The 25,242-nt window shown below is 70.3% G+C and carries 23 protein-coding genes and 1 pseudogene; 20 read left to right on the forward strand and 4 right to left on the reverse strand.

Features of this window, described 5'->3' with window-relative positions; all coding sequences use genetic code 11:
- Window positions 1–198 precede the first annotated feature (198 nt).
- Entirely contained in the window at window positions 199–2,052 is a 1,854-nt protein-coding gene (locus MFF21_RS03455; protein WP_238309809.1) for a M3 family oligoendopeptidase, read from the forward strand.
- A 13-nt stretch (window positions 2,053–2,065) separates the two neighbouring features.
- Here the strand turns inward: MFF21_RS03455 and MFF21_RS03460 are convergent, their stop codons facing one another.
- A complete protein-coding gene (locus MFF21_RS03460) occupies window positions 2,066–3,049 on the reverse strand; it encodes a cation diffusion facilitator family transporter (protein ID WP_238309810.1) in 984 nt (327 codons plus the stop codon).
- 41 nt (window positions 3,050–3,090) lie between these two features.
- Window positions 3,091–3,297 (reverse strand): hypothetical protein, encoded by a 207-nt coding sequence (locus MFF21_RS03465; protein ID WP_238309811.1) that lies wholly within the window; start codon window positions 3,295–3,297, stop codon window positions 3,091–3,093.
- A 685-nt stretch (window positions 3,298–3,982) separates the two neighbouring features.
- On the opposite strand from MFF21_RS03465, the gene MFF21_RS03470 reads away from it, so the two are divergent.
- From MFF21_RS03470 to rsfS, 12 genes and pseudogenes are all read left to right on the forward strand, one after another.
- Window positions 3,983–7,057 carry a glycosyltransferase gene (locus MFF21_RS03470; RefSeq protein ID WP_238309812.1) on the forward strand — a complete coding sequence of 1,025 codons (3,075 nt, stop codon included), beginning with the start codon at window positions 3,983–3,985 and terminating at the stop codon, window positions 7,055–7,057.
- A 175-nt stretch (window positions 7,058–7,232) separates the two neighbouring features.
- Window positions 7,233–7,541: pseudogene (gene rplU, locus MFF21_RS03475) on the forward strand (50S ribosomal protein L21); the annotation flags it as partial.
- 114 nt (window positions 7,542–7,655) lie between these two features.
- On the forward strand, window positions 7,656–7,922 hold the full coding sequence (gene rpmA / locus MFF21_RS03480) for a 50S ribosomal protein L27 (protein ID WP_238309813.1): 267 nt from the start codon (window positions 7,656–7,658) through the stop codon (window positions 7,920–7,922).
- Window positions 7,923–8,097: 175 nt separating this feature from the next.
- A complete protein-coding gene (locus MFF21_RS03485) occupies window positions 8,098–8,688 on the forward strand; it encodes a GNAT family N-acetyltransferase (RefSeq protein WP_238309814.1) in 591 nt (196 codons plus the stop codon).
- Window positions 8,685–9,152 carry a hypothetical protein gene (locus MFF21_RS03490; protein ID WP_238309815.1) on the forward strand — a complete coding sequence of 156 codons (468 nt, stop codon included), beginning with the start codon at window positions 8,685–8,687 and terminating at the stop codon, window positions 9,150–9,152. The genes MFF21_RS03485 and MFF21_RS03490 overlap by 4 nt, the downstream gene beginning before the upstream one ends.
- A 39-nt stretch (window positions 9,153–9,191) precedes the next feature.
- Window positions 9,192–10,229, forward strand: a complete 1,038-nt coding sequence (gene obgE, locus MFF21_RS03495; protein WP_238309816.1) for a GTPase ObgE — start codon at window positions 9,192–9,194, stop codon at window positions 10,227–10,229.
- Between the two features lie 55 nt (window positions 10,230–10,284).
- Window positions 10,285–10,596, forward strand: a complete 312-nt coding sequence (locus MFF21_RS03500) for a type II toxin-antitoxin system VapB family antitoxin (protein ID WP_238309817.1) — start codon at window positions 10,285–10,287, stop codon at window positions 10,594–10,596.
- Window positions 10,597–10,604: 8 nt separating this feature from the next.
- Complete coding sequence (locus MFF21_RS03505) at window positions 10,605–11,015, forward strand: type II toxin-antitoxin system VapC family toxin (RefSeq protein ID WP_238309818.1); 411 nt, start codon at window positions 10,605–10,607, stop codon at window positions 11,013–11,015.
- A gap of 4 nt (window positions 11,016–11,019) precedes the next feature.
- Window positions 11,020–12,141 carry a glutamate 5-kinase gene (proB, locus tag MFF21_RS03510; protein WP_238309819.1) on the forward strand — a complete coding sequence of 374 codons (1,122 nt, stop codon included), beginning with the start codon at window positions 11,020–11,022 and terminating at the stop codon, window positions 12,139–12,141.
- A gap of 116 nt (window positions 12,142–12,257) precedes the next feature.
- On the forward strand, window positions 12,258–13,559 hold the full coding sequence (locus tag MFF21_RS03515; protein WP_238309820.1) for a glutamate-5-semialdehyde dehydrogenase: 1,302 nt from the start codon (window positions 12,258–12,260) through the stop codon (window positions 13,557–13,559).
- 15 nt (window positions 13,560–13,574) lie between these two features.
- Window positions 13,575–14,171 carry a nicotinate-nucleotide adenylyltransferase gene (locus MFF21_RS03520; RefSeq protein ID WP_238309821.1) on the forward strand — a complete coding sequence of 199 codons (597 nt, stop codon included), beginning with the start codon at window positions 13,575–13,577 and terminating at the stop codon, window positions 14,169–14,171.
- A 137-nt stretch (window positions 14,172–14,308) separates the two neighbouring features.
- A complete protein-coding gene (gene rsfS, locus MFF21_RS03525; RefSeq protein WP_238309822.1) occupies window positions 14,309–14,689 on the forward strand; it encodes a ribosome silencing factor in 381 nt (126 codons plus the stop codon).
- Window positions 14,690–14,699: 10 nt separating this feature from the next.
- Here rsfS and MFF21_RS03530 read toward each other — a convergent pair whose 3' ends face one another.
- Both MFF21_RS03530 and MFF21_RS03535 read right to left on the reverse strand, forming a co-directional pair.
- Window positions 14,700–15,740 carry an aldose epimerase family protein gene (locus MFF21_RS03530; protein WP_238309823.1) on the reverse strand — a complete coding sequence of 347 codons (1,041 nt, stop codon included), beginning with the start codon at window positions 15,738–15,740 and terminating at the stop codon, window positions 14,700–14,702.
- A 43-nt stretch (window positions 15,741–15,783) separates the two neighbouring features.
- Window positions 15,784–17,565, reverse strand: coding sequence for an ABC transporter ATP-binding protein (locus MFF21_RS03535; protein ID WP_238309824.1), 1,782 nt, complete (start codon window positions 17,563–17,565; stop codon window positions 15,784–15,786).
- A gap of 322 nt (window positions 17,566–17,887) precedes the next feature.
- Between MFF21_RS03535 and MFF21_RS03540 the strand changes: the two genes are divergently transcribed.
- From MFF21_RS03540 to MFF21_RS03570, 7 genes are all read left to right on the forward strand, one after another.
- Window positions 17,888–18,856, forward strand: coding sequence for an ABC transporter substrate-binding protein (locus MFF21_RS03540; RefSeq protein ID WP_373324907.1), 969 nt, complete (start codon window positions 17,888–17,890; stop codon window positions 18,854–18,856).
- A 10-nt stretch (window positions 18,857–18,866) separates the two neighbouring features.
- Window positions 18,867–19,688, forward strand: coding sequence for an ABC transporter permease (locus tag MFF21_RS03545; protein ID WP_238309825.1), 822 nt, complete (start codon window positions 18,867–18,869; stop codon window positions 19,686–19,688).
- Between the two features lie 8 nt (window positions 19,689–19,696).
- The gene (locus MFF21_RS03550) at window positions 19,697–20,566 is read left to right on the forward strand and encodes an ABC transporter ATP-binding protein (RefSeq protein ID WP_238309826.1); all 870 of its coding nucleotides are present in this window, start codon (window positions 19,697–19,699) and stop codon (window positions 20,564–20,566) included.
- 102 nt (window positions 20,567–20,668) lie between these two features.
- Window positions 20,669–22,528 (forward strand): sensor histidine kinase, encoded by a 1,860-nt coding sequence (locus MFF21_RS03555; protein WP_238309827.1) that lies wholly within the window; start codon window positions 20,669–20,671, stop codon window positions 22,526–22,528.
- Window positions 22,518–23,870, forward strand: coding sequence for a sigma-54-dependent transcriptional regulator (locus MFF21_RS03560; protein WP_238309828.1), 1,353 nt, complete (start codon window positions 22,518–22,520; stop codon window positions 23,868–23,870). Before MFF21_RS03555 ends, MFF21_RS03560 begins: the two co-directional genes overlap by 11 nt.
- Before the next feature lie 5 nt (window positions 23,871–23,875).
- Window positions 23,876–24,721 carry a beta-keto acid cleavage family enzyme gene (locus MFF21_RS03565; RefSeq protein ID WP_238309829.1) on the forward strand — a complete coding sequence of 282 codons (846 nt, stop codon included), beginning with the start codon at window positions 23,876–23,878 and terminating at the stop codon, window positions 24,719–24,721.
- 43 nt (window positions 24,722–24,764) lie between these two features.
- Window positions 24,765–25,199: a hypothetical protein gene (locus MFF21_RS03570; protein WP_238309830.1), complete on the forward strand. Its 435-nt coding sequence runs from the start codon at window positions 24,765–24,767 to the stop codon at window positions 25,197–25,199.
- The last annotated feature ends 43 nt before the right edge of the window (window positions 25,200–25,242 follow it).

The following is a 25,242-nucleotide window of genomic DNA, read 5'->3' on the forward strand; positions in this document are numbered from 1 at the left end:
CAGGGTCGCCCAAGAGCGTAAAGCACCGCTTAACGACGTTGCAGGATTGCGCGCGGCCACCCCCGGTTTCCTCAAAGGCGGCACGGAAGCGCCGAGCGGCGTGGCATGCGTGTTGAACCGTGGCGGTCCTCGCTCGATATCAGAGAGACAGGTGAGAACGCGGGCCACCCGGACGCCGCGCAGAAGCCGAGGAAGAGAATGCCGATCCGTGCCCGCGAGACCGTTGTGCCCTTCGCAGCCGTGAGCGGCGCCGAGGCCGCGAGGGCGGTCGATCTCGGCGTGCTCCCGGAATGGAACCTGAAGGATCTCTATTCCGGGATCGACGGGGCCGATTTCCGCGACGACCTCGCCAAGGCGGAGGCCGAGTGCCGCGCCTTCGCCAAGGCCTATGCCGGCCGGATCGCCGAGATGGCGGCCGCCCCCGACGCCTCGGACAAGCTCGGCGAAGCGGTGCGGGCCTACGAGGCGATCGAGGACCTGCTCGGCCGCCTGATGTCCTTCGCCGGCCTCGTCTATTCCGGCGACACCACCGACGAGACGCGGGCCAAGTTCTATGGCGACACCCGCGAGCGCCTGACCGCGGCCTCTGCCGACCTGCTGTTCTTCGGCCTGGAGCTCAACCGCGTCGAGGACGCGGCGATGGACCGGGCCACGGCGAGCGGGCCGCTCGCCCATTATCGGCCCTGGATCGAGGATTTGCGCCGGGAGAAGCCGCACCAGCTCGACGACCGCACGGAAAAGCTCTTCCTCGAGAAGTCGGTCACCTCGAACGCCGCCTGGGACCGGCTGTTCAACGAGACGATCGCGGCGCTCCGCTTCCCCGTCCAGGGCGAGAAGCTGACCCTGGAGCCGACCCTCAACAAGCTGCAGGACCCGGACCCGGCTCTGCGCCAGGAGGCGGCCCTCGCGATCAGCGAGACCCTGCGGGCGAATCTGCGCGTCTTCACGCTCATCACCAACACGCTGGCCAAGGACAAGGAGATCTCCGACCGCTGGCGCGGCTTCAAGGATGTGGCGGATGCCCGCCACCTCGCCAACCGGGTCGAGCCCGAGGTGGTCGCCGCCCTGGTCGATGCCGTGCGCGCGGCCTATCCGCGGCTCTCGCACCGCTATTACCGCCTGAAGGCCAAGTGGTTCGGCGCCGAGGCGCTGCCCTACTGGGACCGCAACGCTCCGCTCCCGAAGGTCGAGCAGCGCACGATTCCGTGGACGGAGGCGCGGGATACGGTGCTTGACGCCTACGGCGCCTTCTCGCCGGACATGGCCAACATCGCCAAGCGCTTCTTCGACGGCGGCTGGATCGACGCTCCGACGCGGCCGGGCAAGGCGCCCGGCGCCTTCGCGCATCCGACCGTGCCCTCCGCGCACCCCTATGTGCTGGTGAACTACCAGGGCAAGCCGCGGGACGTGATGACGCTCGCCCACGAGCTCGGCCACGGCGTCCATCAGGTGCTGGCCGCCCCCAACGGGGCGCTGATGGCGCCGACCCCGCTGACGCTCGCCGAGACCGCGAGCGTGTTTGGCGAGATGCTGACCTTCCGCAAGCTGCTCGCCCGCACCACCGACCCCGTCCAGCGCCGGGCCATGCTCGCGGCGAAGGTCGAGGACATGATCAACACGGTGGTGCGCCAGATCGCCTTCTACAGCTTCGAGCGGAAGGTCCATCTCGCCCGCGCCAAGGGCGAGCTCACCGCTGACGAGATCAACGCGCTCTGGATGTCGGTGCAGGCCGAGAGCCTCGGCCCGGCGATCCAGCTGGATTCGGGCTACGAGCCCTTCTGGGCCTACATCCCGCACTTCATCCACTCGCCGTTCTACGTCTACGCCTATGCCTTCGGCGATTGCCTCGTGAACTCCCTCTACGGGGTCTATGCCCGGGCGGAGAGCGGCTTCGTGGAGCGCTACTTCGCCTTGCTCTCGGCGGGCGGCTCGAAGCCCTATGGCGAGCTCCTCAAGCCCTTCGGTCTCGATGCCAGCGATCCGGCCTTCTGGCAGATCGGCTTGGGCATGATCGAGGGCATGATCGCCGAGCTGGAGGCGATGGAGGGCTGAGGCCCCTTCGCCGTCACACCACGTGGTCGGGGGCGAGCGCGCAGGCCGGGCCCCCGGCCTCCTCGATCTGAAGGGTGGCGTGGGCGATGCCGAAGCGCTGCTCGATCAGCGCCGCGCTCTCCGCCAGGAAGGCGTTGCCGGGAAACCCGCCCGCCATCACGAGATGGGCGGTCAGCGCCGTCTCGGTGGTGCTCATCGGCCAGATATGCAGGTCGTGCACCTCGCTCACCCCGGGCCGCTCGGCGAGGAAGCGGCGCACGGCGCGCGCATCGATGCCCGGCGGCACGGCGGCCAGCGACATCGCCACGCTGTCGCGCAGCAGGCCCCAGGTGCCCCAGACGATGAGCGCGACGATGACGAGGCTCACCACCGGGTCGAGCCAGGTCCAGCCGGTCAGCAGGATGACGAGGCCGGCCACCACCACCCCCGCCGAGACCGCCGCGTCGGCCGCCATGTGGAGATAGGCGCCGCGGATGTTGATGTCGCCCTTGCGGCCCGAGGCGAACAGCCAGGCGGTGGCGCCGTTGATGGCGATGCCGATGGCGGCGACCACCATCACGGTCGCCTCCGCCACGGGGGCGGGATCGTGGAAGCGCTGCACCGCCTCCAGGGCGATGGCGCCGCAGGCCACCAGCAGGAAGACCGCGTTGAACAGGGCGGCCAGGATCGAGGAGCCGCGCAGACCGTAGGTGAAGCGGTCGCTCGGCCGGCGCCGGCCCAGCACCGTCGCGGCCCAGGCCACGACGAGGCCGAGCACGTCCGACAGGTTGTGGCCCGCATCCGCCAGCAGCGCCATGGAATTGGCCGCGACCCCATAGCCGGCCTCGATCAGCACGAAGGCGGTGTTGAGCCCGATGCCGAGGGCGAAGGCCCGGCCGAAGCGCGCCGGCGCGTGGGAATGCCCGTGCCCGTGCGCATGACCATGGCCATGGTCATGCGCGTGGTGGTCGTGCCCGCCGTGACCCGCCTGCGCGTGATGGCCGTGTCCCTGTTCCATGCCTTCGCCGACTCCGCGATGCCCCCGGCCGGCCCTCAGGATCAGGGCGCCTCCGGCTTCATACGACTCCGCGCGGCCCGCGCCATCTCGATCAGCTCCCGGGCCGACAGCCCGCGCTCCGGCAGGGGCTGCGGCGCCGTGAGATCGAGGCTCTCGGCGTGACGGGAGCCCGTGATCCGATCCGGCAGCGGGGCGCTGCGACCCGGCTGCCCCGCGACGCTCCTGCTGAGCCTGACTGCCCGTCTCATGGCCGACCTCTCTGCCCGAATCCGATGGCGTTAAGGATAAGCAAGCTGGGCCGTTCCGAACATTCTTGAACTCGGGAATCGCCGCGCTAGCGCCGGCTGCGGCGGGGCCCGGGCACGCGCCGCCAGAAACATGCGCTTCCGTTCCGGAAGCGTCGCCACCATCTCGGTGGGGGATGGGGCGGGCCGGGACTGCAACCGAGCGTTCAGACTCGTCCCTTGACGCGCCCCCGAAACCGCCCCAGAGTTTGCGCGGAAATCCAAAAATTGATCTATGTGTAGGGACGTGTTCCAGGTCGCGGACGCTCGCAACATGGAATGGTTCTAAGATTTTATTCTTTGTTTACATGGAAAAGTTGGTCGATTTGCTACACTTGAATTCGCGAAATGGATCGGTTTCATTGCTCAACTGAGAGTTGGAAATTCTCGCCTCATATGCGGAACGACATCGATGGACGGGCCTGGAGGCGATTTTTCGAAGATGTTTCGATAGTTTTAATGCAGACACAAACAATGCCGAAACATGCACCAAGTATCGATGCTGTAGGGGGCGATTAGAGGCTAGGCTTGATGCGATCCTGCGGACGAAGAGAACCGATCTTGTGCCTCTGCGGCTGGCGAGGGTTGGCATGAGGCAGGATCAAGTGCGGGCCTTCGACCTTTCGTTTCGCGGCGGGATGGCTTCCCGATGGTAAAGTACTTCTTCAGGTTTGGCCCGAGGACTTGGTTTCAGCGTCCGATCGACCTGGACGACAACGAGGTCGACGAGAGCTTCTACGTCTCGCAATACCCGGATGTCGCCGCTTCGTCCGGGCAGCCGCGCGAGCACTTCTATCGCTACGGCTGGAAGGAGGGGCGCAACCCGTCCGCCTCCTTCAACACGCTCTACTATGCCCGGCGTCATCTGCCCGACGGCGCCCTGACGGAAAACCCGTTGCTGCATTATCGCCGGCTCGGCGGCCGGAATTCGGGCCTGGACACGCGGCCGCTCGACGAGATCGCCTGGCTCGCCTTGCAGCGCGCGGTGATCGCCCCGCATTTCGACGCGGTCTATTACGGCCTGCGCTATGCCGACATGATCGGGTCGATGGACGCCCTCGACCACTTCCTGTCGGTCGGCGGCCGGAAGCGGCTCAATCCGCGGCCGGATTTCGACACGGCCTCCTACATCGCCCACCACGAGCATGTGGAGCGCTCGGGGGCGAACCCGTTCTACCACGCGATCGCGGCGGGCACTCTCGACGCGTTCGGCGCCCAGATGGCCCGCGCCTCGGGGCTGCCCACGGGGCGGAGCCCCGCGTCGCTCGACGTCAAGGCGGGCGGTGTCGGCCTCGGCTTGGACAGGCCGCTGCGCCGTGAGGAGATCCTGCGGCAGATCGCGGAGGCCTTCGACCGGGATTTCTATCTGAGGAAATACGCCGACGTCAGGGACGCCCAGTCCGACCCCCTGATCCACTTCCACGATTTCGGCTGGAAGGAGCGCCGGGATCCCTCGGCCTTCTTCAACACCCGCTACTACCTGGACCGGTACGGCGACGAGATTCCCGCCGGCACCAACCCGCTCCACCACTACGTCGCCGTCGGCAAGGCCCTGGGCTATCATCCGAACCCGATCGGCAGCGTGCCGTGGGATCGCCCGGTCGCGCCCGCGCCGGCAGCCTGGCGGGACGCCATCCCGGCCCGCGGCGAGGATGCGGACGTGGTCGTGATCGTGCCCGTCTATCGCGGCCTCGACGATACCCTGGCGACGATCCACGCGGTCCTCACCCACCGGCAGCGGGCGAAGTTCTCCCTTCTCGTCATCAACGATTGCAGCCCCGAGCCGGAACTGACCGATCGGCTCCGCGCGCTCGCCCGCGACCTGCTCTTCATCTATGTCGAGAACGAGCGGAATCTCGGCTTCGTCGGCTCGGTCAACCGCGCCATCGCGATGGTGCCGAAGGCGGACGTGATCCTCCTCAATGCCGACACTCTGGTCTTCGGCGACTGGATCGACCGCATGCTGGCCCATGCCGCCGCCGATCCCCGCATCGCGACGATCACGCCCTACTCGAACAACGCCTCGATCTGCAGCTATCCGAACGCCAACGAGAAGAACGCCCTGAAGCTCGAATGCGCCCTGGCGCAGATCGACGCCTACGCCGCCGCCTGCAATCCCCTGCGCCGCACCGAGCTGCCGACCGGCGTCGGGTTCTGCTTCTACATGCGCCGCTCCGTCATCGACGCGATCGGTCCGCTCGATCCGGCCTTCGGCCGCGGCTACGGCGAGGAGAACGACTTCTGCCTGCGGGCGATCAAGGCGGGATACCGGAACGTCCTGGCCGAGGACATCTTCGTGTTTCACAGCGGCGAGGTCTCGTTCGCCGAGTTCCGGGAGGCGGAGTACATCCCCGGCCAGGAGGTGCTCATCGGCAAGCACCCCGATTACGCCCGCCGCGTGCAGGCCTTTATCGCCGCCGATCCCGGATGGGAGGGTCGGGCACGGCTCGACCTCTACCGGCTGGCGCGGCGCCTGGGGCCCGGGGCGGCGGTGCTGTTCACCTTCAGCGGCAGCGGCGGGATCGCCACCCACGTGAATCACCTGGCCGGCCGCCTGCGCGAGGCCGGCGCCTCCGTCCTGATCGTCACCGTGGACGGCAACGCGGTTTCGCTGAACGTCTTCGATCCCGACCAGGATCTCTACGTTCCCGCCATCGAGAGCCTGCGCATCGAGGCCGGGACGGCCCTGCTGGAGACGTTCCTCCGCTGGCTGGACCCCGCCATCCTCCACGTCCACTCGTTCACGCATGCGAGCTGGCGGGCGACGGAGAACCTGATGCGCCTGCTCACGCGCTTCGGCGACAGGCTCTACGTGACGCTGCACGACTTCAACGCCGTCTGTCACCGCAGCAACATGGTCACGCGGGAAGGCCGCAGCCGCCACGGCATCGATCTCGAAGCCTGTGCGCTCTGCGTGGCGACGGATCGGGACGTGGCCGATCAGGTGCCGCCCCAGATCCGGATGAGAGCCTGGGAGGACTTCCTGTCCCGCACCCGCGCCAACTTCGCCCCCTCCGAGGACACGCGGGCGCGCTTCCGCAGGTTCTTCCCGAACGTCGCCGTCGCGGTGCGCCCGCACGAGGAGGTTTTCCCGGCGGTCGCCCCGTTCGAGGGCCCGCCCGCCAAGGACGGTCCCCTGCGGATCGTGACGATCGGGGCGATCGGCCCGCACAAGGGCAGCGACCTCATCTACAGCCTAGCCCTGGACGCCAAGGCGCGGGACCTGCCGATCGCCTATTCCATCGTCGGATACTCGGCGATCACGCGCGACATGACCGCCCTCGGCGTCATGGAGACGGGGGAATATCGCTCCGAGAAGGAGTGTCTCGAGATGGTCAAGATGATCAACCCGCATTTCGGGTTTTTCCCCTCGATCTGGCCCGAGACCTACTGCTACTCCCTCTCGAGCAGCTTCTTCCTCGGGCTGCCGCCCGTCGCCTTCGACCTCGGCGCCCAGTCGGAGCGTATCCGGGAGAGCCAGTTCGGGGTCGTCCTGCCGACGACGCTGATGGACGAGCCCCAGGCGATCAACGACGCGCTCCTGGCGCTCTCCGTGGAGGACGAGTGGGCCCGGAACCGGGGCGGGTTCTTCACGCGCTACGCGAACTTCCCCGAGGACTATTACGGTCCCCTGGAAGAGGAGCCGGCGCCGCGCGCTCAGGGCTTCCTAAGGCGCCCTCCGCCGAAGGGGAGGCCGGTTCGGTTCCAGGGCTGCCGCGATTGACAGGCGGGGCCTTGCAGACTATCGGACCGCCACAGCGCGCGGCTTCCTCGACGAAGTCCGCGCGTTTCGCGTTCGCGATTCGAGGCCCCGGGCCCCGCACGCGGATGACCTGAACAAGAAGACGGCCCAGGCCCCTCGCGGCGCCGGAGGCCGGCAGAGAACACGAGAGACAACGATGTTCGCAGTCATCAAGACCGGCGGCAAGCAGTATCGCGTTGCCGCCAACGACGTCATCACCGTGGCCACCCTCGAGGGCGAGGCCGGCGCCGCCGTCACCTTCGGCGACGTGCTGCTGTTCGGCGACGGCGAGACCACCCAGGTCGGCACCCCGCTCCTTTCGGGCATCGGCGTCACCGGCGAGATCGTGCAGCACGGCCGCACGCGGAAGGTCATCGCCTTCAAGAAGCGCCGCCGCCAGAACTCGCGCCGCCGCCGCGGCCACCGCCAGGACTTCACGCTCGTGCGCATCACCGAGATCAGCGCCGGCGGCAAGTCCTCCAAGGCCGAGCCGCGCAAGGCCAAGGCGCAGGCCGCCCCGGCCGCCGCTGCCGAGTAATCGCGCCGGCCCCACGACAATCGAGCATTCGGGAGCAATCCAATGGCACATAAAAAAGCAGGCGGCTCGTCGCGCAACGGCCGCGACTCGGAAGGCCGGCGCCTCGGCGTGAAGAAGTTCGGCTCCGAGGCCGTGATTCCGGGCAACATCATCGTGCGCCAGCGCGGCACGAAGTGGCATCCCGGCACCAATGTCGGCATGGGCAAGGACCACACCCTGTTCGCCCTGGTCGAGGGCCGGGTGCGTTTCGAGACCAAGCGCGGCCGCGAGTTCGTAGCGGTGGTACCGCTGCAGCAGGCGGCAGAGTAACGGCGGGCGCCTTCAGACGGCGAAGCGAAGCGTCCCGCCGGTGTCCCACACCGAACCGGCGGATCGACGTGCGCGGCTTGAGCCGTCCAGAGCGATCGGAACTCGGGGGAGGATGGGGCACCATCCTCCCCTTCGTCGTCTCCGGCGGCGGTCACGCCGCTTCGAGGAGCACGCGATGTTTCCCGATCTGACCCGCGACGACGTCTTCCGCATCGAGACCGCGCGCCTCTGGCTGCGCTGGCCGGTGGCCCGGGACGCGCAGACCGTAGCCCGCCTCGCGGGCGAGCCGGCGATCGCCCGGATGACGGCGCGGATCCCGTCGCCCCTGTCCCTGCACGAGGCCGAGGCCTTCGTGATCCGGGCGCGAGCCTGCAACGCGGCCGGGGAGGGGCTCGTCATGGCAATCAGCCGCCGCGCCGCGCCCGCGGGTCTGATCGGCATCGTCTCCATCGAGCCGCGGCCGGAGGATCCCGCCCCGCATCTCGGCTACTGGCTCGGGCAGCCCTATTGGGGCGAGGGGCTGATGACGGAGGCCGCGACCGCCCTGGCCGAGGCCTATTTCGCCTATGCCGGGGGCGGGACGCTCGCCTCCGCCGCCATGGCCGACAACCCGGCCTCCCGACGCGTGCTCGAGAAATGCGGCTTCGCGCCCACGGGGCAGGACGTGCATTTCAGCCTGTCCCGCGGCAGGGCCGTGGCGAGCGACACCTTCCGGCTCGACCGGGCGGGGTGGCTGGCGGGCCGCGAAACGGGAGACCGCCTGTGAGGACCCGATGGCTGGCCGGCCTCGGCGCGGCCGCCACCGCCCTCGGGCTGGCGGCCTTCATCGCCGGTCTCCGGCCGGAGGCGCCCGTGCCGCCGCCCGAGGCGGAGGCCCTGCCGCCGCCGAAGCCGTCGGGGGAACGCCGGCTCTACTGCGAGTTCTATAACTTCGTGGGCCGCAGCCCGAAGGTCGGGTTCTACTTCGCCGCCCCGGATCCCGAGGCGACGGACTATGCCCAGATCTTCCAGCGGGAGGCCGACGGGGCGCAGACGATTTTCGACACGCGGCCGATCTGGACCTACCAACGCTCCGAGGAGACGCCGACCCTGCGCTCCCCGGACGGGGCGATCCAGATCAACCTCTACGGGGATGCCCGCACCCGGGCCGGCGGCGACTGGTTCGAGGCCGGCCTGCGCAGCGTCCAGTACCTGAACCTCGACGGCCAGTGCCGTCGCACCCATGTCTGATCGCTCAGAGGCGATCCCCGAGACGATGAGAGCCGAGCCGTGAAGTTCCTCGACGAAGCCAAGGTCTATGTGCGCTCCGGCGACGGCGGTCCCGGCTGCGTCTCGTTCCGGCGCGAGAAGTTCATCGAGTTCGGCGGCCCGAACGGCGGCGACGGCGGCCGCGGCGGCGACGTCTGGGTGGAATGCGTACAGGGCCTCAACACCCTGATCGACTACCGCTACCAGCAGCATTTCAAGGCCCGGAAGGGCGAGCACGGCATGGGCTCGAACTGCCACGGCGCCAAGGGCGACGACGCCGTGCTGAAGGTGCCCGCCGGCACGCAGATCTTCCTGGAGGACGGCGAGACCCTGATCGCCGACCTCACCGAGGTCGGCCAGCGCATCCGCCTCGCCAAGGGCGGCAATGGCGGCTTCGGCAACGCCTATTTCGCGACCTCGACCAACCGTGCCCCCCGCCACGCCAATCCCGGCCAGGAGGGCCAGGAGATGTGGCTCTGGCTGCGGCTGAAGCTGATCGCCGATGCCGGCCTGATCGGCCTGCCCAATGCCGGCAAGTCGACCTTCCTGGCGAGCGTGACCGCGGCCAAGCCGAAGATCGCGGATTATCCCTTCACCACCTTGCATCCCGGCCTCGGCGTGGTGCGCTCGGATGCCCGCGAATTCGTGCTCGCCGACATCCCGGGCCTGATCGAGGGCGCGCATGAGGGCGTCGGCCTCGGCGACAAGTTCCTCGCCCATGTCGAGCGCTGCCGGGTGCTGCTCCACCTCGTCGAGGGCACCTCGGAGCATGCGGGCAAGGCCTACAAGCTCGTGCGCGGCGAGATCGAGGCCTATGGCCATGGGCTGTCCGACAAGCCGGAGATCGTCGCCCTCTCCAAGGCCGACGCCCTCGATCCCGACACCCTGAAGCAGCAGGTGGCGCGGCTGAAGCGGGCCACCAAGCGCACGCCGCTGGTCCTGTCCTCGGCCACCCGCCAGGGCGTGCCGGAGGCCCTGCGCGCGATCCAGGCAGCGATCGAGGTCGGCGCCGAGGAGGAGAAGGAGGCCGCCGAGCCCGCTCCCGCCTGGCAGCCGTGAGTGACGCAAGCCCGGCGGCGCGCTAGATTTCGCGGCGCCGATGGAGGGCCGCAGGATGGAGACGCTGATCGTCGAGGACGACGAGGCCTACGCCCTGGCCCGCGCGCTCGCGGAGCGCCGCGGCACCAGCATCGACGAGGCCGTCGTGGCCTCCCTCCGGCAGGCCCTCGACGCGGCCCCGCGCCCGGAGCCGATGCCCGCGAAGACGGCAGCGCTGAGCGTCCCGCCCCTCGAGGCGCTGACGCCGGAGCAGCGGGCGAGCTACGAGCGGTTCATGGCGCTCGCGCGGGAAGGCGCGGCGCAGAAGCTGCCCGGCGCCACTTCGAGTCACGACGAGCTTTACGACGAATTTGGCCTGCCCCGCTGACGGACGCGATGGTCGCGCTCGACACCTCCGCGATCGTCGCGGTGCTTCTCGGCGAAGCGGAAGCTCCGGCCTTCGCCCGAGCCATTGCCGCAAGCGGCGCCGTCGTCGGAGCGCCGACGCTGGTCGAGACGCGTCTCGTCCTGGAAGGACGGCTTCCGGGAACGGCGCAGATGCGCCTGGGAGCCTTTCTCGCGGATCCCGCTATCACTATCGCCGCCTTCGATGCCGGGATGTTCGCGATCGCCTCCGAGGCCTTCGCCCGCTTCGGGAAGGGGCGGGGGCATCCCGCCCAGCTGAATTTCGGCGATTGCCTCGCCTATGCGGTGGCCCGCGCCCATGCGTTGCCGCTGCTGTTCAAGGGCGGCGACTTCGTTCAAACGGACGTGGAAGCCGCCCTGTTGCCGGACCGCCCCGCCTGACGCCATGACGCCCGTCCTCGAAGATTTCCGCCGCGTCGTCATCAAGGTCGGCTCGGCCCTGCTGGTGGACCGCAACCGCGGCCGGCTGCGCCATGCCTGGCTCGCCGCCCTCGCCGAAGACATCGCCGAGCTGCATGCCCGCGGCGTCGACGTGGTGGTGGTCTCCTCCGGCTCCGTCGCCCTCGGGCGCACGGTGCTCGGCCTGCCCCCGGGCGCCATGCGGCTGGAAGAGAGCCAGGCCTCCGCCGCCGTGGGGCAGATCGCGCTGGCCCGGTTCTGGAGCGAGGCGCTGGGCCATCACGGCATCGTCGCCGGGCAGATCCTGGTGACGCCGCGGGACACCGAGGAGCGGCGCCGCTACCTCAACGCCCGGGCGACCGTCCAGAAGCTCCTCGACATGCGGGCCGTGCCCGTCGTCAACGAGAACGACACGGTCGCCACCGTCGAGATCCGCTACGGCGACAACGACCGCCTCGCCGCGCGCGTCGCCACCATGATCGGCGCCGACGTGCTGGTGCTGTTCTCCGACATCGACGGCCTCTATACGGCGCCGCCCCACAGCGACCCGGAGGCCCGCCACCTGCCGGTGATCGAGCGGGTGACGGAGGAGATCGAGGCCATGGCCGGCGGCCCGGCCTCTGAGCTGTCCCGGGGCGGCATGCGCACCAAGGTGGAGGCGGGCAAGATCGCGGTCTCGGGCGGCACGCACATGATCATCGCCGACGGGCGCGGCAAGAATCCCCTGCGGGCCATCCGCGAGGGGGCGCGCTGCACCTGGTTCCTGTCGGGCTCGAACCCCACCGCCGCCCGCAAGACCTGGATCGCCGGGTCCCTCGAATCCCACGGCGTGCTCGTCATCGACGAGGGCGCGGTGCGGGCGCTCCAGGGCGGGGCGAGCCTGCTGCCGGTGGGCGTGAAGGCGCTGGAGGGCAGCTTCGGCAAGGGTGACGCCGTGCTGATCCGGGACGAGCGCGGCCGCATCCTCGGCAAGGGCCTCGTCGCCTATGACAGCGCCGAGGCCGCCCGTATCCTCGGGAAGCCGAGCCGCGAGATCGCCGATCTGCTCGGCTATCCCGGCCGCACGGAGATGATCCATCGCGACGATCTGGCGATCGCGGGCGAGTAAACCGACCTGAGCCTGACAGCTTTTCCACGGCCTCGCTTGTCGCTGCCTTGCCGGTCATGCGATGAGGGCCGTGAATACCGGTCGTTAGCCGGTTTCCTGATGACGGGGTCGATACCGTGCCTGTTCTCAACCTGAGGTCCGATCTCGCCGATCCCGACGACCTGCAGTCGCTGATGCTCGGCATCGGTCGCCGCGCCCGCGCCGCCGCGCGGCAGATGGCGCTGGCCTCGGCCCAGACCAAGGACATTGCCCTGCGCACCATTGCCGAGCGCATCCGGCACAATGCGGCGGCGATCCTGCGCGAGAATGCCCGCGACGTCTCCGCCGCGCAGGCCGCCGGCCAGACCAAGGCGCTGATCGACCGCCTGACCCTGAGCGAGGCCCGGCTCGACGGCATCGCCGCCGCCGTGGAGAAGGTCGGCGCGCTGCCCGATCCCGTCGGGCGCCAGCTCGCGGCTTTCGAGCGGCCGAACGGTCTCCTGATCGAGCGCATCGCCGTGCCGCTGGGCGTCGTCGGCGTCATCTTCGAGAGCCGGCCCAACGTCACCGCGGATGCGGGCGCCCTCTGCCTCAAGGCGGGCAATGCCGCGATCCTGCGGGCGGGCTCGGATTCGCACCGCACCGCCACCGCCATCGCCGCCGCCATGAGCGAGGGGCTCGCCGCCTCGGGCCTGCCGGCGGACGCGATCCAGCTCGTCCCCACCCGCGACCGGGCGGCGGTGGGCGCCATGCTCGCCGGGCTCGATGGCGGCATCGACGTGATCGTGCCCCGCGGCGGCCGCAGCCTGGTCGAGCGGGTGCAGGCCGAGGCCCGCGTGCCGGTCTTCGCCCATCTCGACGGCATCTGCCACGTCTATGTCGCGGCCGGGGCCGATCTCGACATGGCCCGCACCGTTCTCCTCAACAGCAAGATGCGCCGCACCGGCATCTGCGGCGCGGCCGAGACGCTGCTCGTCGACAGGGCCGTCGCCGACACGCATCTGACGCCGCTCGTGACCCTACTGCTCGATGCCGGCTGCGCCGTGCGCGGCGATGCCGCCGTGCAGGCGGTCGATCCCCGGGTGACCCCCGCGGATGAGGCCGATTGGCGCACGGAATATCTCGACGCGATCATCTCGGCGAAGGTGGTGGACGGCCTGGACGCGGCCATCGACCATATCGAGACCTACGGCTCGCACCACACCGACGCGATCCTCACGGAGGATGCCGAGCTCGCCACGCGCTTCCTCAACGAGGTCGACTCGGCAATCGTCGTGCACAACGCCTCGACGCAGTTCGCCGATGGCGGCGAGTTCGGCTTCGGTGCCGAGATCGGCATCGCCACCGGCCGCATGCATGCCCGCGGCCCGGTGGGCGTGGAGCAGCTCACCACCTTCAAGTACCGCGTCCACGGCACCGGGCAGACCCGGCCGGTCTGAGTTCCGCCTCGCGCGATGGGGCCGATCGGCCTGCCGCCCTCCGCGCCGGGCCAGCGGATCGGGCTCTATGGCGGCTCCTTCAACCCGGCCCATGCCGGGCACCTGCATGTGAGTCGCATGGCCCTGCGGCGGCTCGGGCTCGACCGGGTCTGGTGGCTCGTCAGCCCGGGCAACCCGTTGAAGGACCGCAGGGCGCTCGCCGGGCTCGACGAGCGGATCGCGCAGGCCGAGGGGATCGCCCGCGATCCCGCGATCGCGGTGACGGGCTTCGAGGCGGGAATCGGCTCGCATTTTACCGTCGAGACGCTGGAATGGCTGAAAGCCCGGCGGCCGGGGGTGAAGTTCGTCTGGATCATGGGCGCGGATTCGCTCGTCAGCTTCCATCGCTGGCGGCGCTTCCGGGCCATCGCCCGGCTGATGCCCATCGCCGTGATCGACCGCCCCGGCTCGACCCTGCGGGCGGTGGCCGCCAGGGGCGCGCTCAGCCTCGCGCCCTATCGCCGCCCCGAGAGCGACGCCGCAATCCTGGCCGACCTGCCGCCCCCGGCCTGGGTCTTCCTGCACGGACCGCGCTCGTCCCTCTCCTCCACGGCGCTCCGCGCCGAGGCATGAGACTGGGGTAATCCTTCCGTGTTGCGGGCACGATGTTGAAATCGCGCGCAAAAGGATACAAGTTTGATTCCCGGCCGGAGAAGTCTTCGGCTGTTCGACCCACTTTTTTGGGAATTGGACCCCTGAGCGAGCAAGCTGTGCAAGGAGCCGTCGCCTCCGAGAGCCCCGATGCGACCTCCGCCGCCTTGAAGGCACTGGCGCTCGGTTGCCTCGACGAGATGAAGGCCGAGGAAACCATCGAGATCGATCTCACGGGCAAGACCTCGCTCGCCGACACGATGATCATCGCCTCCGGTCGCTCGCAGCGCCATGTCGGCGCCATCGCGGACAAGATCGTCCAGGACATGAAGGCCAACGGCTTCGGCACCGCCCGGGTCGAGGGGCTGCCGGCCTGCGACTGGGTGCTGATCGATGCCGGCGACGTGCTGGTCCACATCTTCCGGCCCGAGGTGCGCGGCTTCTACAACCTCGAGAAGATCTGGGGCGCTGACCGTCCCGAGGCGCGCCTGGTCGGCTGATCCCCGCGCGTCACGCGGCCGAGAAGCTGTAGCGCGTCGACGACGCGTAGTGCTCGTCCGGCCGCAGCACGGCGGAGGGGAAGGACGGCTGATTCGGCGCGTCCGGAAATCCCTGCGTCTCGAAGCAGACCCCGTCGCCGGAGCGGTAGATGCGTCCGCTCGGGCCGATGAGCGTGCCGTCGAGATTGTTGCCCGTATAGAGCTGCAGGGCCGGAAGGGTCGTGGCGATGTCGAGCCGGCGCCCGCTGCCGGGCTCGAACACGCTCGCCGCCGGGCGCAGGCCGCCCCCGTCGCCGCGCAGCACGAAGCAATGGTCGTAGCCCTTGGCGATCACCAGCTGCGGGTCGCCGTCGCGCAGGCGTGCGCCGAGCGGCGTCGCCGTGCGGAAATCGAAGGGCGTGCCCGCCACGGGCTGGATCGCCCCGGTCGGAATCTGGGTGGCGTCGGTCGGCAGGAAACCGTCCGCCTCGATCCGCACGACATGGCCGAACACGTCGGCGCTGCCTTCGCCCGCGAGGTTGAAGTAGCTGTGGTTGGTCAGGTTCAGCACCGTCGGCCGGTCGGTCCAGGCGGTGTAGTCGATCCGCAGCGTCCCGTCCTCGGGCAGGCTGTAGGTGACGGTGACGTCCAGATTGCCCGGGAATCCCTCCTCGCCGTCGCGGCTGCGCCGGTGCAGGACGAGGCGGGTCGCCTCCGCCTTCTGGACGCTCCAGAGCCGCTTGTCGAAGCCGTTCGGGCCGCCATGCAGGGTGTTGGGCGGCGTGTTGACCGGCAGGGCGTAGGTCGCGCCGTCGAGGCTGAAGCGGCCCCCGGCGATCCGGTTGGCGAAGCGGCCGGTCAGCGCGCCGAAATGCGGGCTCTTGCCGAGATAGTCCTCGACCGAGTCGAGCCCCAGCACGACATTGGCGAGATGGCCCGCCCGGTCGGGCGTCTCGATCCGGGTGACGATGCCGCCGAGATCGAGCACCTGCACCCGAAGGGGACCGCGCTCCAGCGTATAGGCCGTGACGGTGTCGCCGCCCTTCGTGCGCCCGAAGGTCTCGCCTGCCATGTCGCCCGCCTCCCGCTGCGCTTGCGGGGGCAACTAGGATCGCTCACGCCAGAGGCGAGGGTTCCGGCACGTCCTCGTGGAGCTGGAGCCGGTGCAGGCGGGCATAGGTGCCGCCGCGGGCGATCAGCGCGTCGTGGCGCCCGGTCTCGAGCACCCGGCCCGCCTCCATCACCGCGATCAGGTCCGCGTCGCGCACGGTCGAGAGCCGGTGGGCGATGACGAGGGTGGTGCGGCCCCGCATCAGCCGGGTCAGGGCGTCCTGGACCAGGCGCTCGGATTCGGAATCGAGGGCGCTCGTGGCCTCGTCGAGGAGCAGGATCGGCGCGTCCTTGAGGAAGGCGCGGGCCAGCGCGATGCGCTGGCGCTCGCCGCCCGAGAGCCGCCCGCCGCTCGGGCCGACCCGGAAGTCGTAGCCCTCGGTCAGCTTGCTGATGAAGCCGTGGGCGGCCGCGGCTTCGGCCGCCGCCTCGATCTCGGCCCGGCTCGCCCCTGCCCGGCCGAAGCCGATATTGGCGGCGATGGTGTCGTCGAACAGCACGACCTCCTGCGAGACCACGGCGACATTGGCCCGGAGCGAGGCGATGGTCGCCTGCCGCAGGTCCATGCCGTCGATCAGCACCCGGCCCCCGGTCACGTCCTGCAGCCGCGGCACCAGGTTGAGCAGGGAGGACTTGCCGGAGCCCGAGCGGCCGACCAGGGCCGTGGTGCCCCCGGCCGGGACCACGAGGTCGATGCCCTCCAGGGCCGGCGCGTCGGGCCGGTAGCGGAAATGCACGCCCTCGAAGCGGATCTCGCCGCGGGTCACCCGGAGCGGCGTCGCATCCGGCGCCTCGCGGATCTGCGGCGCCTCGTCCATGATCGCGAAGTAGCGCTGCAGGGCGGCGGCGGCCTCCTGCAGGATCGCGTTGAGGGTGCCGAGCGCCCGGGCCGGCTGGGCCGCCAGCAGCAGGGCCGCGACATAGCCCGTGAAATCGCCCACCGTGCGGTCGCCGGACATCACCCGCTGGCCGACCAGCACCAGCACCGCGGCCACGGCGAAGCCGCCCCCGACCTCGAGCAGCGGGTCGAGCCGGCCGCGGGCATTGGCGGCCTTCATCTTGAGGCGGCGCACGTCGTCCAGGGCCTGGGCCGCCCGGCCCTTGAGATAGCCTTCCAGCGCGTAGGTCTTGGCGACCCGGGCCCCGGCGAGGCTCTCGGAGATCAGGCTGGCGGTCGCGCCCATCTGCTCCTGGGTCGTGGTCGAGACCCGGCGCAGCTTCTTGCCGATGCGGCCGATCGGGCCGGCCACGAAGGGCACGGTGACGCCTGCGACCAGGGTGAGGACCGGGTCCATCCAGATCAGGGCTGCCACCAGCCCGATCAGCATGGCGACGTCCCGCAGGAGCACCGTCGAGATCCGGGTGAGCGCCTCCTTGATGAAGGCGAAATCCGTGGTGAAGCGCTGGGTGAAGGCGGCCGGGCTCTCGCGGCCGAGCTGGGCCAGATCCGCCTCGATCAGGTGGCCGTAGAGGGCCGCCTGCATGTCGGCCTCGACCCGGGTGACGACGCGGTTCGTCAGCACCGTCTGGCCGTAGAGGGCGAAGCCCCGGGCGGAGGTGACGGCGATCACCACCAGCGGCCCGTAGGTGAGGGCGGCCGGGTCCTTGTGGTCGAAGGCGTCGAAGGCGGCCTTGATCAGGGCCGGATAGAGGCCGGTGGCGGCGCCGACGATCGCGATCAGCACGAGCACCACGGCGAGCGTCGCCCGGTGGGGCGAGAGCCAGTCCCGCCAGAGCCGTCCGATCAGGGGGAGGGTGTCGCCCCTCAGGAGCGGGCGGCGCGCCATGTGGTCCGGGTCTTCTCGCGGGCGGCCCGCGGAACTCGGGGGCGCACGGGCTTTTGCCGCCCCCGCCGCGAGGGATCAAGGAAAACCGGGTTCCCGGGGACGACGCGGGGACAAGGCGGCGGTTCTCCGCCGCCCGGATCGGGCAAGTGGTGGAAATCCGCCACCCCCGGCGGTCATTCCTTGCCTGGGAATTCGGAAAAATTCTTGCGAAACAGTTGCTTGTAGGAAGTTTCGTGCATTGCGCATGGCTGGCATGCACGGTGCAAAAGGCGCTATCGTCAATCAGCACCGGCCGGAGAGCCGGCTATTCGGGAGAAGCGCCTTGCTCAGACCCCTCCGTCTCGCCGTGGCCGCCGCTGCGGCCCTCGCCGCGGGACTCACCGTGCACAACGCCGCCGCGCAGGAGGTGATCCGCGTCGGCAACCTCAAGCTCGCGCATTTCGCCGGCGTCTCCTACGTCAAGGAGATCGCCTCCTCCTGCGGCATCACCGTCGACCTCAAGATCTTCGCCAAGGGGCCGGACATCATGCAGGCGATGCTCGCCGGCGAGCTCGATGTCGGCGCCACCGCCTCGGAGGCCGCCATCTCCGCGCGGGGCAACGGCGCCCCGGTCTATATCGTCGGCGGCTTCGCCAAGGGCGGCGCCCGCCTGCTGGCGACGCCGGAATCCGGCATCAAGTCCGCGGCCGACCTCAAGGGCAAGAAGGTCGGCGTCACCCGCGGCTCGATCCAGGAGGTGCTGCTCGGCGCCGAGATGGCCAAGCACGGCCTGAAGGCCAAGGACGTGAACCTGATCTATCTCGGCTATCCGGACCTGAACCAGGCGCTCCTGCAGAAGCAGGTCGACGCGATCATGCAGACGGAGCCGCAATCGGCCCAGGCCATCGCCCGCGGCTTCGGCGTCGAGGTGGTCAAGCCCTACGACACCCCGGTCGGCACGCCGATCCGCACCCTGGTGATGACCGAGAAGTTCTACACCGAGCACGCGCCGGCCGCGGCCAAGTTCATGGCCTGCTTCGTGAAGGCCCAGAAGACCTTCATGGACGAGCCGAAGACCGCGGAGAAGTTCGTCACCCAGGAGGTCTTCAAGGGCCAGGTCACTCCGGCCGAGTTCCAGGAGGCGCTCGCCAACTCGCCCTACACCCTGGAGATGAGCGCCGACCACATCCAGAAGACCACCGACGTCATGGCCGAACACGGCATCGGCAAGATGGCCAAGCCCGCCAAGGCCGCCGACTGGGTGAAGCTCGACCTGCTCGAGACCGCCAAATCCGCCGCCGGCGCGAAGTGAGGGGACGACCATGACGACTTCCCGCGTGAGGGCGCTGACCGAAGGTCTCGCCGTCCCCGTCGCCATCCTGGCGCTCTGGCAGATCGCCTGCTCGGCGGGCCTCGTGAACCCCCTCGTGCTGCCTTCGCCCGCCGCGGTCGCCGTGCGCTGGTGGGCCTATCTCGCCCCGCTCGAAGCCTATGACCCGGCCCAGGGCTCCTGGCTCGCCTGGGCGGTCTCGGGCGAGATGCCGCACGACGCCCTCGCCTCGCTCTACCGCGTGGTCGTCGGCTTCGTGGTCGGCGCCGGCCTCGCCCTGCCGCTCGGCCTGTTCATGGGGTCGAGCGACCTGATCTACCGCCACGTCAACCCGCTGATGCAGGTGCTGCGGCCGATCCCGCCGATCGCCTACATCCCGCTCTCGATCCTCTGGTTCGGCCTGGGCAACGCCCCGGCGGTGTTCCTCATCGCCATCGGCGCCTTCTTCCCCGTCCTGATGAACACCATCGCCGGCGTGCGGCACGTGGACGGCATCTATATCCGCGCCGCCCGCAGCCTCGGGGCCAGCCGGATGACGATCTTCCGGCGGGTGATCCTGCCGGCCGCCACCCCCTACATCCTGTCGGGGGCGCGGATCGGCATCGGCACCGCCTTCATCGTGGTGATCGTGGCCGAGATGATCGCGGTCAACAATGGCCTCGGCTTCCGCATCCTGGAGGCGCGCGAATACTTCTGGTCCGACAAGATCATCGCTGGGATGCTGACCATCGGCGCCCTCGGCCTGCTGATCGACATGGGCGTCAGCCGCCTCAACTCCCATCTGCTCCGCTGGCATCGCGGCCTGGAATCGTGAGGTCCGACATGTCCGTCCAACCCCATCCCCTCGAAGCCCTCACGGAGCGTGCCGTGCCTGTCGAGGCTACCCTGCCATCCGCCGCCACGCCCCACATCGTGGTCACCGGCGTGGACAAGGTCTTCGGCGTCCCGGGCGGCGAGGTCGTCGCCCTCAAGGACATCGACCTCACCATCAATCGGGGCGAGTTCGTCTGCCTGCTCGGGCCCTCGGGCTGCGGGAAGTCGACGCTGCTCAACGCCATCGCCGGCTTCTCGCACCCGACCCGCGGCGGCATCGCCGTCGAGGGCAAGCCGGTGGCCGAGCCCGGCCCCGACCGCGGCATGGTCTTCCAGGAATATGCCCTGTTCCCCTGGATGACGGTGGCGCAGAACATCGCCTTCGGCCTGGAGATCAAAGGCCAGAAGCGCAGCCAGATCGAGGAACGGGTGAACGGCCTCCTCGACATGCTCAAGCTCACCGACTTCCGCGACCGCTTCCCCAAGGACCTGTCCGGCGGCATGCGCCAGCGCGTGGCCATCGCCCGCGTGCTCGCCCTCGACAGCCCGGTCATGCTGATGGACGAGCCCTTCGGTGCGCTGGACGCCCTGACCCGGCGCTCGCTGCAGGACGAGCTGCTGCGCATCTGGGCGGCCACCGGCAAGACCATCGTGTTCGTGACCCACTCGATCGAGGAATCGATCTACCTCGCCGACCGCATCGTGGTGCTCACCTACCGCCCGGGCACGATCAAGCGGGACCTGCGGGTCGAGCTGCCGCGCCCCCGCGACAGCGCCTCGACCGCCTTCAACGAGCTCAAGCGCGAGCTCTCCGCCCTCGTCACCGCCGAGCAGCACCGCTTCGAGCAGGTGGAGATGAAGGGCCTGACGACGGATTGAGGCCGGCCGGACGGCGCGGCTCGCGGGCTGTTCCCCTCCTCCCTGCGGGGAGGGGACACGCGCTTCGAGCGTCTCCCGTACCCCCACGGCCCCGTGAAGACGATGCCCGTCCCTTTCACCGCCACCCTGCGCGCCTTCTTCCTCGCCGCCCTGAGCGGGGCGACGCTCTTCGCCGTGCTCGCGGCCGGGGAGATCGCGGAGACGCGCGTGGGCGCGAGCCTGGCCGGGGATGCCCGGCAGCGGGCCGAGATCTATGCCCGGAGCCTGGAGGGGGCGATCGAGCGCTTCGGCTACCTGCCGGCGGCAGCCGCCCTCGACCTCAACGTGCGCCGTCTGCTCGAACACCCGGAGGACCCCACCCTCATCGCCACGGTGAACGGCTATCTGGAGACCCTGAACGGGGCGGCGGGGGCCACGGTGCTCTACCTGCTCAAGCCCTCCGGGCTCACCATCGCCGCGTCCAACTGGAACACGTCGCAGAGCTATGTCGGGGTCGATTTCAACTACCGGCCCTATTTCACCGAGGCCATGCAGGGCCGCATCGGGCGCTTCTACGCCGTCGGCACCCTCACCGGCATTCCCGGCTACTTCATCGCCGCCCCCGTCGTGATCGACGGCCAAGTCCGCGGCGCGGTGGCGACCAAGGTCACCCTCGACGCCCTCGAGGCGGTCTGGCGGGAGGGGACGGACCGGGTGCTGGTGACGGATGCCAACGGCATCGTCTTCCTCGCCTCGGACCCGGCCTTCAAGTTTCGCGCGACCCGCCCCGTCGAGGCGGAGGCGCGGCAGGCCATCGCGCGGACGCGGCAATACGAGCGGGAGGACTTTGCCCGCCTGCGCCTGGGCGAGGCCGAGGCGGGCGGCGTGCCCCTGGTGACGAACTCGGACGTCGCGCCCAAGGCGCGGCTGATCGCCGAGGAGAAGGCGCTGCCCCTCTACGGCTGGCGCCTGCTGCTCTTCGCCGATGCCGCCCCGATGGCGCTGGCCGGCCGCAGCGCCCGGCTCGGCATGACCCTCGCCCTGGTCTTGCTCGGCCTGATCGGCCTGTACTGGCGCCAGCACCTGCGCCGCGCCCGGGAGAGCCGGGCGGCCCGCACCGCCCTGGAGGCGGCCCAGCGGGAGCTCGAAGCCAAGGTCGCCGCCCGCACCGCCGATCTCAGCGCCGCCAACGCGAAGCTCGCCGGCGAGATCGAGGAGCGCCGCCGGGCCGAGGGCGAGTTGCGGGCCGCCCAGGACGAGCTGGTCCAGGCCGCCAAGATGGCGACGCTCGGCCAGATGGCCGCCGGCATCACCCACGAGCTGAACCAGCCGCTCACCGCCATGCGGGGGCTTGCCGAGAATGCCGGCGCCTTCCTGCGCCAGGGGCGCACGGAGGAGGCGGAGGCCAATCTCGGCCGCATCACCACCCTGGTGGACCGGCTGGGCAAGATCACCGGGCAATTGCGCGGCTTCGCCCGGCGCTCGGCCCCGGAGAAGGTCGGCGTCGACCTCGCGGGCACCTTGAGCGAGAGCCTCGCCATCCTGGCCCCCCGCATCCGCGCCTCCGGCGCCCGGGTGACGACCGACCTCGATCCGGAGGCCGCGCGGGTCGCCTTCGAGCCGATCCGGCTCTCGCAGATCCTGGTGAATCTCGTCGGCAACGCCCTCGACGCGGTGAAGGGCCGGCCGGGGGCGGAGGTGGCGGTGCGCTCCCGGCGCGAGGGCGGGCGCGTCGTGCTCACCGTTGCGGATAACGGCCCCGGCCTGCCGCCGCCGACGCTCGCCCGGGTGTTCGACCCGTTCTTCAGCACCAAGCCGGCGGGGGAGGGGCTCGGCCTCGGCCTGCCGATCTCCCTCGCCATCGCCCGCGAATTCGGCGCGACCCTCCAGCCGCGCGTCCGGCCGGAGGGCGGCCTCGCCTTCGACCTGACCCTGGAGGCCGAGGCGCCCTCCCATCCCGAGAGGCTCCGCCATGTTTCCTGAGGAGGCCGGGCGCCTGCCGGCGCGGCCAAAGGTGGTGCTCGTCGACGACGAGGAGATGATCCGCCTCACCATGGAGCAGACGCTCCAGCTCGCCGGCCTCTCCGTCGAGACCTTCGCCAGCGCCGAGGAGGCCCTGCCCGCCATCGGTCGCGATTTCCCCGGCGTGGTGGTGAGCGACGTGCGCCTGCCCGGCCGCGACGGACTCGAACTGCTCGCCGACGTGCGCCGGCGCGACCCCGAATTGCCGGTGGTGCTCATCACCGGCCACGGCGACATCGCCATGGCGGTCTCGGCCATGCGCGAGGGCGCCTACGACTTCATCGAAAAGCCCTTCGTCGGCGAGGCCTTCGTCGAGATCGTCCGGCGCGCCCTGGAGAAGCGGGCGCTGGTGATGGAGAACCGCCGCCTGCGCACGGCCCTGGACCGGGGGGACGCCGTCGAGCGCTGCCTCGTCGGCCAGTCCCCGGCCATGCGGCGCCTGCGCGACGACGTCACCTCGCTCGCCTTCACCGCCGCCGACGTGCTCGTGCTCGGCGAGACCGGGGCTGGCAAGGAGCAGGTCGCCCGCGCCCTGCACGAGGGCGGCAACCGCCGGGACAAGCCCTTCGTCGCCGTCAATTGCGGCGCCATCCCGGAGAGCATGTTCGAGAGCGAGATGTTCGGCCACGAGGCCGGCGCCTTCACCGGGGCGGGCAAGCGCCGGATCGGCAAGATCGAGCATGCCAGCGGCGGCACGCTCTTCCTCGACGAGGTCGAGAGCATGCCGCTCTCGATGCAGGTGAAGCTCCTGCGCGTGCTCCAGGATCGGCGGGTCGAGCGCCTGGGCTCGAACACCCCCGTCCCCGTCGATCTGCGGGTGGTGGCGGCCACCAAGGAGGATCTCAGCGCCCTCGCCGAGGCGGGGCGTTTCCGCAAGGACCTGTTCTTCCGCCTCGACGTGGTGAAACTGACTCTGCCGCCGCTCCGCGAGCGGCGGGAGGACGTGCCCCTCCTGTTCGAGCTGTTCCTCGTCCAGGCGGCGGTGAAGTACCAGCGCCCGGTGATCGAGGTGCCGCCGTCGCTTCGCCGCTCCCTGATGCTCGCCGACTGGCCGGGCAACGTGCGCGAGCTCAAGAACGCCGCCGAACGCTTCATGCTCGGCTTTCTCGGCCCCGATTTTGCGGGAGGCACCGCGCCGGCCCCCGGCCTCGACGCCCTGCTCGACCGGGTGGAACGCCTGGTCATCGAGGACGCGCTCAAGGCCGCGGGCCAGCGCGTCGCCGAGGCGGCGCGGACCCTCGGCCTGCCCCGCAAGACCCTCTCCGACCGCATGAAGCGGCTCGGCCTCACCCAGAACGACTGATCGAAATGACGACCACGAAGCAGAGCCCCGTTAGCTGGCAGCCCCTCATCCTGGCCAACGCCCCGAACGGCGCGAGCCGCGGCAAGGCGGACCATCCGAACCTGCCGATCACCCCGGCGGAGCTCGCCCGCACGGCCTCGGAGATCCTGGAGGCGGGTGCTTCCCTCATCCATGTCCATGTCCGCGACCGGGACGGGCGCCACCTCCTCGATGCGGAGGCCTACCGGGAGGCGAGCGCCGCCATCCGCGCCGAGGTCGGCGACCGCCTCGTTCTCCAGATCACCTCCGAGGCGGGGGGGCGCTACGCCGCCCCCGAGCAGATGGCGGTGGTGCGTGCCGTGCGGCCGGAAGCGGTCTCGCTCGCCCTGCGCGAGCTGGTGCCGGATGCCGCCTCCGAGCCGGCGGCGGCGGATTTCTTCGCCTGGGCGCGGCGGGAGCGCATCTTCCTGCAGGTCATCCTCTACAGCGCAGAGGAGGTGACGCGGTACCGCGCGCTGAAGGACCGCGGCGTGCTGGGGGAGGGGCAGGACTTTCCGCTCTTCGTGCTCGGCCGCTACACCGCCGGACAGGTCTCGCAGCCCTCCGACCTGCTGCCCTTCCTCACGGCGGCCGGGGAGGGGACGGCGCCGCTTTGGTCGATGTGCGCCTTCGGGCCGAAGGAGAATGCCTGCGCCCTGGTGGCGGCGGGGCTCGGCGGCCATACCCGCATCGGCTTCGAGAACAACCTGTTCGCGCCGGATGGCCGCCGCGCCGAGGGCAATGCCGACCAGATCCGCCGCGCGGCGGAGGGCGCCCGCCTCCTCGGCCGGCCCCTGGCCTATGCGGATGCGGCCCGCGCGCTGATGGCGTGAAGGGCATTCCGCCCGGCCATTCCCCCGTGCTAGGCTGGCCCCGATGAGCCCGGAGCGCCCCCTCGCACGTCTTCTGGCGGCGGTGATCGTGATGATCGCCGCCTGTCTCGGCGTATCCGCGGCGCAGGCCCATGACGGGCATGTTCATCAGGGCCACGCCCATCACCCGCCCGTGCCGGCCGTGGCTTCCGCGCCGCTCGCCGGTTCGACGCTCGCGGCGCAGGAGACCGTCACGCGCGCCGCGCCGCGCTTCGCCGAGGCGGCTTTGCGCGACGGCCGCGAGGCCGGCGACGATCAGCCCTGCGGCGGTCAATGCTGCAGCCGCGGCATGACCTGCTGCCATTCGGCCCTGACGCCGGGCCTCCTCGTCACCGGCCCGGCGCCGACCCCGTCCGCCCCGGTCGCTGCCCTCCAGCAGGCCCAGCCTCCGGGCCTGCCGCCCGAGGCGCTGCCCAAGCCCCCCCGATCCCTCGCCTGACACCGTTTCCGGCTGCCACGCGCGGTTGAAGCGCACGCTCCGT

It is taken from the genome of Methylobacterium organophilum, assembly GCF_022179465.1.
Lineage (GTDB): Bacteria > Pseudomonadota > Alphaproteobacteria > Rhizobiales > Beijerinckiaceae > Methylobacterium > Methylobacterium organophilum.

What these genes read in the sequence shown, in the direction of transcription:
- MFF21_RS03460 (WP_238309810.1), bottom strand. Translation starts at nt 3,049, where the DNA reads ATGGAACAGGGACACGGCCATCACGCGCAGGCGGGTCACGGCGGGCAC.
- MFF21_RS03555 (WP_238309827.1), top strand. Translation starts at nt 20,669, where the DNA reads ATGCCCGTCCCTTTCACCGCCACCCTGCGCGCCTTCTTCCTCGCCGCC.
- proB (WP_238309819.1), top strand. Translation starts at nt 11,020, where the DNA reads ATGACGCCCGTCCTCGAAGATTTCCGCCGCGTCGTCATCAAGGTCGGC.
- MFF21_RS03465 (WP_238309811.1), bottom strand. Translation starts at nt 3,297, where the DNA reads ATGAGACGGGCAGTCAGGCTCAGCAGGAGCGTCGCGGGGCAGCCGGGT.
- MFF21_RS03500 (WP_238309817.1), top strand. Translation starts at nt 10,285, where the DNA reads ATGGAGACGCTGATCGTCGAGGACGACGAGGCCTACGCCCTGGCCCGC.
- MFF21_RS03530 (WP_238309823.1), bottom strand. Translation starts at nt 15,740, where the DNA reads ATGGCAGGCGAGACCTTCGGGCGCACGAAGGGCGGCGACACCGTCACG.
- MFF21_RS03505 (WP_238309818.1), top strand. Translation starts at nt 10,605, where the DNA reads ATGGTCGCGCTCGACACCTCCGCGATCGTCGCGGTGCTTCTCGGCGAA.
- MFF21_RS03535 (WP_238309824.1), bottom strand. Translation starts at nt 17,565, where the DNA reads ATGGCGCGCCGCCCGCTCCTGAGGGGCGACACCCTCCCCCTGATCGGA.
- MFF21_RS03520 (WP_238309821.1), top strand. Translation starts at nt 13,575, where the DNA reads ATGGGGCCGATCGGCCTGCCGCCCTCCGCGCCGGGCCAGCGGATCGGG.
- MFF21_RS03565 (WP_238309829.1), top strand. Translation starts at nt 23,876, where the DNA reads ATGACGACCACGAAGCAGAGCCCCGTTAGCTGGCAGCCCCTCATCCTG.
- MFF21_RS03550 (WP_238309826.1), top strand. Translation starts at nt 19,697, where the DNA reads ATGTCCGTCCAACCCCATCCCCTCGAAGCCCTCACGGAGCGTGCCGTG.
- MFF21_RS03570 (WP_238309830.1), top strand. Translation starts at nt 24,765, where the DNA reads ATGAGCCCGGAGCGCCCCCTCGCACGTCTTCTGGCGGCGGTGATCGTG.
- MFF21_RS03485 (WP_238309814.1), top strand. Translation starts at nt 8,098, where the DNA reads ATGTTTCCCGATCTGACCCGCGACGACGTCTTCCGCATCGAGACCGCG.
- MFF21_RS03455 (WP_238309809.1), top strand. Translation starts at nt 199, where the DNA reads ATGCCGATCCGTGCCCGCGAGACCGTTGTGCCCTTCGCAGCCGTGAGC.
- MFF21_RS03545 (WP_238309825.1), top strand. Translation starts at nt 18,867, where the DNA reads ATGACGACTTCCCGCGTGAGGGCGCTGACCGAAGGTCTCGCCGTCCCC.
- MFF21_RS03560 (WP_238309828.1), top strand. Translation starts at nt 22,518, where the DNA reads ATGTTTCCTGAGGAGGCCGGGCGCCTGCCGGCGCGGCCAAAGGTGGTG.
- MFF21_RS03470 (WP_238309812.1), top strand. Translation starts at nt 3,983, where the DNA reads ATGGTAAAGTACTTCTTCAGGTTTGGCCCGAGGACTTGGTTTCAGCGT.
- rpmA (WP_238309813.1), top strand. Translation starts at nt 7,656, where the DNA reads ATGGCACATAAAAAAGCAGGCGGCTCGTCGCGCAACGGCCGCGACTCG.